Source organism: Olsenella profusa DSM 13989, assembly GCF_030811115.1.
Classification (GTDB): Bacteria; Actinomycetota; Coriobacteriia; order Coriobacteriales; family Atopobiaceae; genus Olsenella_F; species Olsenella_F profusa.
Window position 1 is genome coordinate 274,513 of record NZ_JAUSQK010000001.1, and the last position, 12,454, is coordinate 286,966.

Annotated in this window: 12 protein-coding genes; 1 reads left to right on the forward strand and 11 read right to left on the reverse strand. The window is 65.1% G+C overall.

What is annotated here, in order from left to right; all coding sequences use genetic code 11:
* Positions 1 to 55 precede the first annotated feature (55 nt).
* The 4 genes from J2S71_RS01215 to J2S71_RS01230 form a co-directional block, all read right to left on the reverse strand.
* On the reverse strand, positions 56 to 1,534 hold the full coding sequence (locus J2S71_RS01215) for a PTS transporter subunit EIIC (RefSeq protein ID WP_307388267.1): 1,479 nt from the start codon (positions 1,532 to 1,534) through the stop codon (positions 56 to 58).
* A gap of 2 nt (positions 1,535 to 1,536) precedes the next feature.
* Positions 1,537 to 2,580, reverse strand: coding sequence for an N-acetylmuramic acid 6-phosphate etherase (gene murQ / locus J2S71_RS01220; RefSeq protein ID WP_307388269.1), 1,044 nt, complete (start codon positions 2,578 to 2,580; stop codon positions 1,537 to 1,539).
* Entirely contained in the window at positions 2,577 to 3,467 is an 891-nt protein-coding gene (locus J2S71_RS01225; protein ID WP_307388271.1) for a MurR/RpiR family transcriptional regulator, read from the reverse strand. The genes murQ and J2S71_RS01225 overlap by 4 nt, the downstream gene beginning before the upstream one ends.
* 184 nt (positions 3,468 to 3,651) lie before the next feature.
* A complete protein-coding gene (locus J2S71_RS01230; protein ID WP_307388272.1) occupies positions 3,652 to 4,491 on the reverse strand; it encodes an HAD family hydrolase in 840 nt (279 codons plus the stop codon).
* 332 nt (positions 4,492 to 4,823) lie between these two features.
* Here J2S71_RS01230 and J2S71_RS01235 point away from each other — a divergent pair, with 332 nt between their 5' ends.
* Positions 4,824 to 6,314, forward strand: coding sequence for a radical SAM/SPASM domain-containing protein (locus J2S71_RS01235; protein ID WP_307388274.1), 1,491 nt, complete (start codon positions 4,824 to 4,826; stop codon positions 6,312 to 6,314).
* Between the two features lie 319 nt (positions 6,315 to 6,633).
* Here J2S71_RS01235 and larD read toward each other — a convergent pair whose 3' ends face one another.
* The 7 genes from larD to J2S71_RS01270 form a co-directional block, all read right to left on the reverse strand.
* A complete protein-coding gene (larD, locus tag J2S71_RS01240) occupies positions 6,634 to 7,359 on the reverse strand; it encodes a D/L-lactic acid transporter LarD (RefSeq protein WP_307388276.1) in 726 nt (241 codons plus the stop codon).
* 155 nt (positions 7,360 to 7,514) lie between these two features.
* On the reverse strand, positions 7,515 to 8,315 hold the full coding sequence (locus tag J2S71_RS01245) for a metal ABC transporter permease (RefSeq protein WP_307388277.1): 801 nt from the start codon (positions 8,313 to 8,315) through the stop codon (positions 7,515 to 7,517).
* Positions 8,316 to 9,026, reverse strand: a complete 711-nt coding sequence (locus J2S71_RS01250; protein WP_021726886.1) for a metal ABC transporter ATP-binding protein — start codon at positions 9,024 to 9,026, stop codon at positions 8,316 to 8,318.
* Positions 9,026 to 10,009, reverse strand: a complete 984-nt coding sequence (locus J2S71_RS01255; protein WP_307388279.1) for a metal ABC transporter substrate-binding protein — start codon at positions 10,007 to 10,009, stop codon at positions 9,026 to 9,028. The genes J2S71_RS01250 and J2S71_RS01255 overlap by 1 nt, the downstream gene beginning before the upstream one ends.
* Positions 10,010 to 10,103: 94 nt before the next feature.
* Positions 10,104 to 10,520, reverse strand: a complete 417-nt coding sequence (locus J2S71_RS01260) for a Fur family transcriptional regulator (protein WP_021726789.1) — start codon at positions 10,518 to 10,520, stop codon at positions 10,104 to 10,106.
* Positions 10,521 to 10,647: 127 nt separating this feature from the next.
* Positions 10,648 to 11,280, reverse strand: a complete 633-nt coding sequence (locus J2S71_RS01265; RefSeq protein ID WP_021726875.1) for a DUF47 domain-containing protein — start codon at positions 11,278 to 11,280, stop codon at positions 10,648 to 10,650.
* A gap of 34 nt (positions 11,281 to 11,314) precedes the next feature.
* Positions 11,315 to 12,364: an inorganic phosphate transporter gene (locus J2S71_RS01270; RefSeq protein WP_307388281.1), complete on the reverse strand. Its 1,050-nt coding sequence runs from the start codon at positions 12,362 to 12,364 to the stop codon at positions 11,315 to 11,317.
* Positions 12,365 to 12,454: the final 90 nt, after the last annotated feature.

Below are 12,454 nucleotides of genomic sequence, written 5' to 3' on the forward strand. Positions count from 1 at the left end.
TGGGACCCTCCACGACCGGGTGCCGGAGAGGGTCCCACGCCCAAACGCTCGAGCGCTATGCGCCAAACACGTCGTTGATGCGGTCCTCGTCGACGCCAAAGAAGTATGTGAGAACGAACCCGGCACCATAGGCGGCCAGCATGGCGACCACGTAGAGCCACTGCGTGCCCGGCACCACGATCAGGAGGCCAAACAGGCCGGAGACGCCCTGCGAGACCGTGCCCAGGTGGAAGAGCCACGCCAGCACGCCGCCCACGCCCGCACCCAGGCAGGCGGTCACGAAGGGCTTGCCCAAGGGCAGCGTCACGGCGTACATGAGCGGCTCTCCCACGCCGAGGATGCCCACGGGGATGGACTCGCGCAGGTAGGTCCTGACGCGCTCGTTCCTGGTCCTCACCAGAAGGGCTATGCCCGCGCCAACCTGGCCACCACCGGCCATCATGAGGATCGGGAGCAGATAGTTGACGCCCTGCGTGGGACCGGCAGGATCGTTGAGCATGGCATGGATGGGCGTCAGGGCCTGATGCAGGCCCACGGAGACCAGGGGCAGGAACGTGGATGACAGCAGGTAGGCACCAAACGCGCCAAGCGTGTCGTAGAAGAACTGCAGCGCGAAGAAGATGCCCTGCGTGAGGAAGGCGCCCACCGGCTGCAGCACGATGATGGCCACAAGGGAGCCCACGATGACCGTGCAGAGCGGGGTCAGGAAGGTGTCGAGCACGCTCGGCATGAGCCTGTGCAGGCGCCTCTCGAGGAAGGCAAAGAAGATGCCGCAGATGAGGGCACCCAGAAGACCACCGGCCGCAGGGTTGTACGTCATAGATGCCGCAATGGAGATGCCCCCGTTGGCAAACGTGGCCGTCGGCAGCGCGAAGGGCAGCTGCACGAGGGCAACACCGCTGGTGGCATCCTTCAGCAGCAATGGCATGGCTGCGTTGGAGATGGAGAGTGCACCGGCCATGGCACCCAGAACGGAGGAGCCGCCAAACTCCTTACAGGCGTTGGAACCCACGAGCAGGGGCAGGTAGAGGAAGAGCGCCCAGCCCATGGTCCTGATGCACTGGTACCACCATACGGTATTGAACGCGTCGCCCGTGGAGTAGTTGATCACGTTGGCGATGCCGTTGATGAGACCTGCGGCGATGATGCCCGGCAGCAGGGGCACGAAGATGTTGCCGATGCGCTTGAGGAAGCGCTGCACGGGCTTGTCGTACCTGGCCCTCTGGGCGGCCTTGTTCTCGGCCGCGGCGCTGCGCACGTCCACGTCCTCCACGTCTCCAGCCTTCACGCCCGTAAGCTTGACGAACTCGTCCAGCACCTTGTTGACGACACCTGGGCCAAAGACCACCTCGCAGCGATCGACATCCTCCACGAGGGCCATGACCCCCTCGACGGCCCTCACGGCAGCACCATCCACCTTGGCCGGGTCGGCCACCGTCAGGCGTAGCCGCGTCATGCAGGCCATGTTGCCCCGCACGTTCTCCCTGCCACCAACGGCAGCGAGGACCTCGCGCGCGACACGTGCATACTCCATGCTCATTGTTGTCCCTTCTCTCCGTGCTCGCTCCCTGTCGCTTCCAACGCATCCCTGCCGTCATGCGATACGTCCGCAGGGGCCAAGGATGCCGAGAGCCCCCCTCGTCGCCTGCGCGCATCCAGGTGGGCGTCCCCCTCACCGGCCTCCTCTGTGGCCACCGCCTGCGAGATCCTTCCCTGGGACGCCGCAAGGAGGCCCTTCGCCTGGTCGGACGTGGTGTCGGTGAGCAGCATGACGATGGCCACCTTGGCAGAGCCATCCGCCTGGGCAAGTGCCTCCTCGGCCTGGCCCTGCGTGCAGCCCGTCGCCGCCATCGTGATGTTCTGTGCGCGAACGCGCAGCTTCTCGTTGGTCTGCTGCACGTCCACCATGAGGTTCTGGTACGTCTTGCCGACACCCACCATGGAACCCGTCGAGATCATGTTGAGAATCATCTTCTCGGCGGTCCCCGCCTTGAGGCGCGTGGATCCCGTGAGCACCTCGGGCCCGCAATCCGGCTCGATGGCCAAATCGGCCTCCATCCCTATCTGGGAATTGCGATTGCCCGCTATGGCGACGGTCCTGCAGCCCACCGCACGCGCATGGCGCAGCCCGCCAAGCACATAGGGCGTCCTGCCACTCGCAGCCAAACCGATGGCCAGGTCATGCCCAGAGAGCCCCAGGGCGTCCATCTCCCTGCCGCACAGCCCGAGGTCGTCCTCGGCACCCTCGACGGCACGCACGAACGCGCTTTCGCCCCCAGCGATGAGACCCACCACCACAGAGGGGGGCACGCCAAAGGTGGGGGGGCACTCCACGGCATCAAGCACGCCCAGCCTGCCCGACGTTCCCGCACCAAAGTAGACGATCCTGCCCTCGTCCCGCAGGGCCTCGGTTGCCCACTCGATGGCCTGGGCCACCTGGTCGAGCACCGCACGAACCGCCTGCACCACACGACCGTCCTCGTCGTTCATGACACCCGCCAGCTCGCGGGGGCTCATCTGGTCGAGATGCATGGTGAGCGGGTTGCGCGCCTCGGTCGACAGATGTGAGAGGTCTATCACGAACGCCCTCCCTTCCCATCGTGCGCCGGCCGGCGCACATCCGAACCCTTCTCGATCCAGTTGGACGAGAGCCGTTTGATGCTTTGCGCATAGTGGGCATTGACATAGGATACGAAGAGTATGTCCACCACATTGAGCTGGGCGATGCGCGATGACATGGCACCCGTCCTCTTGACCAGCTCCGTCGCCGCTACGCCCAGCACCACGTCGGAGAGCGAGACGAGGGGCGACCCGTATCCACCGCGCGTGATGGACACCACCCGTGCCCCGTTCGCACGCGCCACGCGCACGCAGTCGAGCACCTCGGTCGTGAGGCCCGAGTAGCTGACGGCGAGGGAAAGGTCCCCGGCGCGCATGTTCTTGGCACACAACAGCTGCGCGTGAAGGTCATCGCAGAGGTTGCAGGGTATGTCCAGCCTGAGCAGCTTAAGCTGCAGGTCGCGTGCGACCAGCAGGGATGCCCCCACACCAAAGAGGCAGACGCTGCGCGCCGACGCCAGGAGCGAGACGGCCCGATTGATCGCCTCCGCATCGAGATCCTCGGCAGTGAGCTTGAGGGAGGAGACGTTCTTGAGTGTGACCTTGTCAATGATGGCCTGCGTGGAGTCGCTCGAGAGCACGTCGCTCGTCACCACGGAGTCGGTCTGTGAGGCAATGGCAACCTCGCGCATGAGCGACTGCTGGAACTCGCGATAGCCGCTGCAGCCCAGCTTGCGGCAGAGGCGGATGATGGTCGACGGCGAGGTGCACGTGAGCTTTGCAAGCGCGCTCATCGATATGCCGGCGACCTGGTCGGACGTGGTGAGGATGAAGTTGATAATGGCCTGCTCCGATGCCGTGGCAAGGCCACAGTACTCCTCCAGTCGGAGCTTCAGGCCACGAATCATGGCAATCCTCCTCATATGCCCTAACGATCAGCTGGCGCCATGCTGCGGCGCTCCCTGGCCGTATGATACTGGCATAGTCATAATTTTTTGGAAAAGTGACTCATTACTTGTCAGCTTATGGCATAGGCAGAGCGCGCGACAGACCGCTCGCCACCCCGACAGCGCCGCTCGGCACGTCTGGCCGTCAGTGCAGGTGGCAGGACGAAGCCGTATGCGGAGGCATCTCGCCCCGTACGAGCGCCTCGATGGCCATGGGCACGGCATCGTCCTCGCAGGCGCCGATGAGGTAGCGTGCCGCATCCTTCGCATCCCGCGTTGCCCCGCTCACGGCAAACGACAGGGGCACGTACGAGAGCATCGAGACGTCATTGCCACCGTCGCCGAACACGGCGACCTGGTCGAGGCCGATGCCCAAGCGCCCACAGAGCACGTCGATCGCCGGCCCCTTGCCCCACCCCCGCGTGAGGACGTTGAGCCACCCCGCCCGGGGCACGTCGAAGTCGAGCTGTGGGATCAGCGCCGCCAGGCGATCCGCCAGCTCGTGCATCAGGGTGATCGTGTCGTCAGAGAAGACGTTGGCCTTCACGATGTCAATACGGGGAACGTCGTCCACGGAAACGCAGCTCCTGCCATAGCTGGGGAAGCAGCGCGTGAGCTCCTCGCGCGAGCCCACGACCAACTCGGGCGTCACGTCGTCAAAGCACACGAGGCCACAGCCGGGCATGCCGCGTAGGACGTCAGCCAATGACCGCAGGGCATCATGGGGCAGCAGCTCCTTGTGCACCTCGCAGCCGTCCAGATAGACTTCCATGCCATTGGAGGCGAGTGCCGTGGCGCAACACGACCCATCGTCCCTCAGCAGCGGCGGAATCCACCTGAGACCACGCCCACTGGCCGGCCCCACACGCAGGCCCGCATCCATGGCCGCGTGGAACGCGTCGAGGCAGCGCTCCCCCACCCGTGTCTGCCCGTAGGGCAGAATGGTGCCGTCAATGTCCGTGAGGATGAGTCTGGTGTCTGGCATGGCACGCCCCCGATGGTTGGTCGCCTCCCCAGCAGCGTAGCGCATGGAACAGACGCAAGACGTCGAGGGACGTTGCACGTCGCGCGATCGATGGCCGCGCGACGCGTTCCCCGAGCATCCCTTGGGACGATTTCGTCACGCTGGACCTTTATTTCCCATACGTAAGAAAGGGCCATGTTTCTGACCTCTATTCAAAAATATTTGCTATGGTGGATACATTCATAGTCAAGCATGGTGGCCCTACGACCTTGCGACCACTCAGAGGGCCTGCGCCACAAGCAGGCGTGCGTCCACGGCGAGCAGAGCCACGTGGCACCAGGGAAGGAATGGACATGCAGTCAAAGCTCGCGCACGCGGCCGAACGCAAGGCCTTCGAGATCGTCATCGACCAGTTCATCAATGCTCCTGAGGGGAAGGCGCGCGAGAAGGTCTTCAACCGCTTCCTTGACATGGCCGGCAAGCTCCTTGCCGACACCGCACCCGACATGGGCAATGCGCTCCGCCAGGCGTTCTACCCAGGCTCCAAGTGGGAGAAGGTCATCCTGAGCCTGCCCGAGCGCGTCGACCACCACATCCTGCACACCGCCGTGACCAACGGCGCCTACGAGGCCGCCTTCCGCGGCCTGCGCACCACCACCGAGTCTGCCGAGAGGTACCAGTGCAACGTGCCCTGGATCATCATCTTCGACCCCACCAGCGCCTGCAACATGCACTGCGTCGGCTGCTGGGCCGCCGACTACTCCAAGTCGCTCAACCTCTCGTTTGACGAGATGGACCGCCTCGTCAGTGAGGCCAAGGAGCTGGGGTGCCACTGGTTCATGATGACCGGCGGCGAGCCCATGTGCCGCTGGCGCGACATTGCCAGGCTCGCCGAGAGGCACAACGACTGCCTCTTCGGCCTCTACACCAACGGCACCCTCATCAACCAGCAGGTCTGCGATGACGTCAAGCGCATCGGCAACGTGCTCTTCTCCGTCTCGCTCGAGGGCTCCGAGGAGGCCAACGACGGGCGGCGTGGCGACGGCTGCTTCGACAAGGTCATGGCCGCGTTCGATCTCATGAGGGAGAACGGCGTCGCCTTTGGCACCTCCACCGCCTACACCCGCGCCAACGTGGAGTCCGTCACCTCCGACGAGTACTACGAGCTCCTGGAGCAGAAGGGCGCCCTGTGGGCCTGGTACTTCCACTACATGCCCGTCGGCGAGGGCGCCAACGCCGACCTCATGCCCACGCCCGAGCAGCGCGAGTACATGATCAAGCGCATCCGTGAGATTCGCGACTTCGAGGGCGGCCATTCCGTCATGGCGATGGACTTCCAGAACGACGGCGAGTACGTCGGCGGCTGCATCGCCGGCGGGCGCGTCTTCTGCCACATCACCGCCCGTGGCGACGTGGAGCCCTGCGTCTTCATCCACTACTCCAACGCCAGCATCAAGGACCAGAGCCTCCTCGGGTGCCTGCAGCAGCCCATATTCCAGGCGTATCGCGCTCACTGGCCCTGGAATAACAACATGCTCGAACCCTGTCCGATGCTCGAGAACCCCGAGGTGCTGCCCGAGATCGTGCACGAGGCGGACGCCAAGTCCACGGAGTACGTCACGCCCGAGAGCGTCGACCACCTCTGCGAGCGCACCGCTCCCTACGCCAAGACCTGGAAGCAACATGCCGACAAGATCTGGCTCGAGGAGCACCCGACGGGCAAGAAGGTCTACGAGGACGACATCTCGATGATGGACGTGGATGCCAAGGCCAAGCGCCTCGCCAAGAAGGACAGGGAGCTTGATGCCGAGGAGCAGAGCGTGTTCGCCTCGGCAGCCGAGTAGCGGAGGGTGAGTCCGCGTGAGGCACGCCGTCCGGCATCGTGCGGGGCGGCGTGCCATCGTTTCTCATGCCTGCCGGCGCTGCGGCATGCCGGAAGACACGGGAAGACAAACTCGGAGACGTCATCACAGCGGCATGGACTGCAAGCTTCGCCCAAAGTGCATGCGCAACGCGTTTCGCCCAGCGTTTGCCCAGATGGCATTTTCTGGAAGTGCGTTGCGCGTGCACTTTGGGCGGCGCCACTCAGGTAGGGAGGGCAGACGTCGGCACCACGGCGTCCGCCCCGCCCACCTTTATGTCAAGCGGCGTCGACGGCAACCCCTAGAACATCCCCAGGAAGCCATGGACGAAGAGCGCCGCAAGCGCCGCGCCCACGAACGGCGCAATGCCCGGCACTATCAGGCCGTAGCGCCAGTTGTTGTCGGCTTTGTTCCTGATGGGAAGGATCTGGTAGGCCAGGCGGGGGCCGAGGTCGCGCGCCTGGTTCATGGCGAAGCCCGTGATGCCGCCCATGCCCATGCCCACGGCCCAGACGATGATGCCCACGGCAATGGCCAACAGCAGCACGTTCTCGCCGGCACGGCTGGCGGCCGCAAGGATGGCGGAGACGAACACGAAGGTGCAGAGCGTCTCGCAGGCAAAGTCGCGCGGAAGGTTCTCGATCACGGGGTTGGTCGAGAAGATGTTGCGCTGTGCGACCGGATCGACCTCGCCCTCGGAGGCCCTGAAGTCGTCCGCGTACATGAACCATGCGATGATGGCGCCCACCAGGCCGCCCAGCATCTGGGCAACCATGTAGGGGACGAGGAGGCTCCACGGCACGAGGCCGATCAGGCATTGGGCGAGCGTCATGGCGGGATTCATGCAGACGGCCCCGCCAAAGATGAAGAGTGCCACCGAGATGCCGAACGCCCAGGTGGTAATCGCAAACATGTGGCCCGAGCCCTGGTACTTGGTCCCCTTGAGGACGGTGTCGCAATGGACGCCGACGCCGAAGACGATCATGAGTGCCGTGCTCCCGAACTCGGCCAGAACGCTAGGCGGCATGAGAACTCCCATCAGTCGTTGTCTACACCTATGACCTGATTGCAGCACTGTGCGACAGGCACTGCCCCCACTAGGGTAGCAACTCAGTCAACGACTGTGGTCAGCAAGCTGCACATAAACTGGTAGACGCAGGGCAGACCGGCTTGGGTGTGCCCCTACCCCCTGCGTTTGGCAAGGGCCTTGCCCGCAAGGATCAGCAGGAGAAGCGCCACGGCCATGAGCACGATGGTGCCACCCGGCTTGAGACCACAGCAATACGAGATGACAAGGCCAAGCACCGTGGTCGCCACGCCAATGCCACTCGCCAGCACGCAGGTCTGGCGCCAGCTGCGCGCCAGCTGCAGGGCGCACGCCACGGGTACCACCATCATGGAGGACACGATAAGGGACCCCACCGTGCGCGCCGCCACGGCCACGACCAGGGCCACGACGATGACGAAGGCCACGTTGGCCGCGCTTACGGGCACGCCCACACAGCGCGCATGACGCTCGTCGAACGACATGAGGAAGAGCTCGCGGCGGGTCAGCACGCAAAAGCCCAGCGCGATGACACTGATGGCCACGATGGCCACGGTCTCCTCCGCGCTCACCGTGAGGATGCTGCCGAACATGAAGCTGTTGAAGCTCGAGGCGTTGGGCACGAAGCCCGAGAGCACGCCCGCAAGGCCGATGCCCGTGGCCATGACCACGGCCACCGCCAGCTCGGACTGGTCGCGGAAGCGCCGACGTATCCCCTCGATGCAGAGGGCGCCCGCCAGGCAGGCGATGGTCGCCCCCGCCACGGGACTGATGCCGGCCACCAGGCCTGCGGCCACGCCGGCGAGCGACGTGTGTGAAAGCGCGTCGCCGATCATGGAGAGACGCTTGAGTACCACCGTCACACCCACGAGCGGTATCACGATCCCCAGCAGCACGCCCACGACAAGGCTGCGCTGCATGAACACGTACCCCAGCATCTATGCGGCCTCCTCACGCGCCACGCCATCGACAACCCGCACCACGCGCGCGCCCAGCCCCTCGAGCGGCGCCAACTCGTGCGTCACCAGCAGCACGGCCATGCCACGCTCCCGATGCGCCTCACCCACCAGCCGATAGAAGACGGCACGGCTCTCGGCATCGAGCCCGCTGGTGGGCTCGTCCAGCACCAGCAGGCAGGGATCGCCCACCAGGGCACACGCCAGGCGCACGCGCTGGAGCTGGCCGCCCGAGAGCTCGCGCACCAGGCGCTGCCCAACGTCCCGCATGCCCACGCGCGCAAGGGCGTCCCCACTGCGCTCGCGTCGGGCGCGGCGACCCAGCTGCCGTCCGGTGGCATACTGGCTGGCATCCACCAGCTCGAGCACGCTCGCAGGGAAGCGCGCAACCGCCTCGGACGGCAGCTGGGGCACATAGCCCACGCGCTGCCAGTCACGAAAGCGCAGGGGGTTCTGCCCGAAGAGCTCCACCGTGCCCTCATCAGGCACGAGCTCCCCCACCACCAGGCGCGCGATGGTGGACTTGCCGGCGCCGTTGTCGCCCACAAGGGCGCACACCTCCCCCGCGCCAACGCTCGCGCTGGCACCTCGCAGGACCTCCGTCCCTCGGTACGAGAAGCGAACGTCGTGCAAGGCCACGGGCGTTCCATCCGATGCGTGCGTGTGCCGCGCGCCCTCCCGCTTGGCTGCCATCAGGCAAGGGCCTCCTCGATCTTCCGTAGGTTCTCGCGCATCACGGAGAAGTAGTCCTCGCCTGCCGCCAGCTCCTCGTCGGAGAGACCCTCGAGTGGGTTGAGCTCCTCCACGGTTGCTCCCGTGGCGTCTGCGATGGACTGGGCCACCTTGGGACTCACCAGCTCCTCACTGAAGATGGTGCGCACGTTGTTCTCGCGCACGAAGTCCACGATCTTGGACATCTGCTGGGCGTCCGGCTCCGCATCCGCCTCGATGCCCTCGATGGGCAGCTGCGTGAGGCCAGCGTCTCGACAGAGGTAGCCAAAGGCCTCATGGCTCACCACGATGGTCTTGTTCGCGAGGCCCGAGAGGCCATCCGTGAACTCCTGCATCAGCTTGTCGCACTCGGCCGCCCACGTCTCGGCATTGGCGTGATAGACGTCCGCGCCGTCCGGTTCCGCCTGGGAGAGGCCATCGGCGATGCGCGCCAGCTCCTGCTTGGCAACGAGGGGAGAGAGCCAGCAGTGGGGGTCGGTGTCGGACACCTCGCTGGGGTCCTCGCCCGCCTCCTCATGCTCCTTGCGCTCCTCCTCGAGCGCGTCATCGGAGAGCTTGAGGAGGTCAGCCCCCTCGCTCGCCTCCACGACCGTGAGCGTGCCGGCATCAAGGCTCGCAAGCGTATCGGCGACCCAGTGCTCCATGCCCGCACCGTTGTACACCAGAACCTGCGCGTTGGCGATGGTGCGCAGATCCGCCGTGGACGGTTCCCAGTCGTGGGGCTCTGTTCCCGCGGGCACCAGGCAGGTCACATCCACACGGTCGCCACCCACCTTCTGGGCGAAGTCGTACATGGGGTAGAAGCTTGCGGCCACGCGCAGCTTGCCCGAGGCGTCGGTTGACGCGTCCGGCCCCTTACCACAGGCCACCAGACACGCGGCCGCGGAGAGGATGGAAAGGCCCAGAAAGTGGCGGCGCGAGATGACGCCCGTACGACATGTCATGCTTGCTCCCGTCTGTCAGGAATCTCGTCTGGGCTTGTGACACCAGGTGCCTGCCACCCACGGCGCCGCCCCCAGAGGGTGGATGAGCCGATGGCTAGCCACGGGCCCGCTCCTCGCATGTGCCACAGGTTCCATAGAGCACCGTGCGGGAGAGCTCGATGGAAAAGCCGTGCTCGCTGTGGACGTGCTCCGCCAGCTCGTGCAGGTGGCCGCAGTCCAGCGCGACGACCCTGCCGCAGGAGAGGCACACCATCTGCCCCTCGCCCGCATGGGCGACATCGATGAGGCGATAGAGGGCCTCGCCCCTGCCCGGCGAGATGACCTTGGCAACGGTTCCGGCGCCAACGAGCGCCTCGAGCGTGCGGTATGTCGTCGTGCGGCCCACGGTCGTGCCTGCGGCACGCATGCGGCCAAAGACGTCATCAACGCTCAGGTAGCGGTCGCTGTGCGCCGCCATGAAGCCCTGGATGGCCTGCCGCTGTCGCGTGTTGTACGTACGTCGCCCCGTCATGCGTCACCCTCCCCCATGGCATCAGATTTGAAAACGAAATTCAATTTTAGAAAAGAGGGGGAGCTTGTCAAGCGACATCCGCATCGTGAGCTCGTACCGCCCATCGAACGGGGGCGGGGCGCAGCCCCTATGCGCTCTTCATGATGACGGTACGTACCACACCCGCGGCGGCGTCGCAGGCGTCGAGCGCGCCCTCCATGCGGTCGAACACGCGCATCCAGCCCACCACGTGGCCACGTCGTGCCTCATCGAGCGAGTCATCGTGATACAGGCGGTAGATGGCCTGGTCGTACACATCGTCCCCCTCGTCCTCTATCTCGCCGACGGCGAGGGCCCTCTCGCGCACGAGGGGATCCCTCTTGTAGTCTGCCAGGTGCTCGAACATCTCGTTGAGTGCCACGATGGCGAGCTGCGTAAGCCCCGCGAGCTCACGGGCCTCGCGACGCGTCGCGCTCATGTTGAAGAGGTCGAGGCCGGTGCAGACCCGCTCCATGTAGTCCATGATGTCGTCCATGCGCAGCGCGAGGCTGCTAATGTCATCGCGATCGAACGGCGTGATGAACGAGGTGTAGAGCTCCTTCATGATAGTGCGCACATGCGCATCACAGCGGCCCTCATAGAGCTTCATGGTGGAGATCATCGTGACGGTGCCGGGATAGCCATCCACGAAGCGCACATAGTCGTTGGCGGCCTTCACGAGGTCTGCCGAGAACTTGCGAAGCAGACCATAGAACGGGTCTTCCTTCTTGACGTGAGCCATATGGGTCCCCTTTCCATGCATGCGGACGAAGTGCCTAGAACCAGATGAGGAAGAGCCTGGCCAGCACGAAGCCGATGATGCCGCAACCCGGGAACGTGAAGACCCAAGTGAGCACCATGTCCCTTGCGATGGCCCAGTTGACCGAGCGTACGTTCTCCGCCGCGCCGGCGCCCATGATGGCTGCCGTCTTGGTGTGCGTGGTGGAGACGGGCAGGCCCGTGAGCGTGGCGACGAGCAGCGAGACCGTCGCACTCACGGATGCGGCAAAGCCCTGGTACTTGTCAAGCTGCACCATGCTCATGCCCACGGTCTTGATGATCTTCTTGCCGCCCACGGCCGTGCCCAGCGCCATGACGCCTGCACAGAGCACCATGATCCACAGGGGGAACTTGACGCCTGCCATGCTGGAGGAGCCCGAGGCAAGCACGATGGCCATCATCGCCGTGGACATGAACTTCTGACCATCCTGTGCGCCATGCATGAGGGCGACGCCCGCCGCACCCAGCACCTGCATGCGACCGAAGAAGTCGTTCGCGTGCCGTCGATCAACCTGGCGGCAGGCACGCGGTATGACCTTGGAGATGACCCACCCGGCAGCGTACCCCAGCACCGTGGAGAGCACCAGGCCGTAGATGACCTTCACCCACTCCGCCCCATTGACGCCGCCCAAGCCCCCGTGCACGGCGAGCGCCGCGCCGGTGAGGCCCGCGATGAGGGCATGGCTCTCCGACGTGGGGATGCCAAAGATCCAGGCGCCCACGCCCCACCCAACGATGCCCACGGTGGCGGCGGCCAATGCAATGAGCGCGGCGTGCGTGTCCCCGCCAAAGTCGACCATGCCGCTCATGGTGTCCGCCACGGCCGTGGAGACGAGCGTCATGCCCACCAGGCCAACGAAGTTGCAGATGACGCTCATGACGATGGCCTGGTTAACGCCAATGGAGCGCGTGCCCACGGGCTCGGCGATGGCATTGGCGGCATCCGTGGAGCCATTCACGAAGATGGATCCCAGAATGAGCGTCATGACGACGAGCAGAAAGGGGTTGGAGACGAGGATCTCCATGAACTGACCGATGGTGACCATGGTGGCCCTTCTCGAGGATGTCCCATGCATGCTAGGGCACGTGCAGTGGGCCCTATTCTACATGAGCGAAGGGCAGGGGAAACCGGGCGC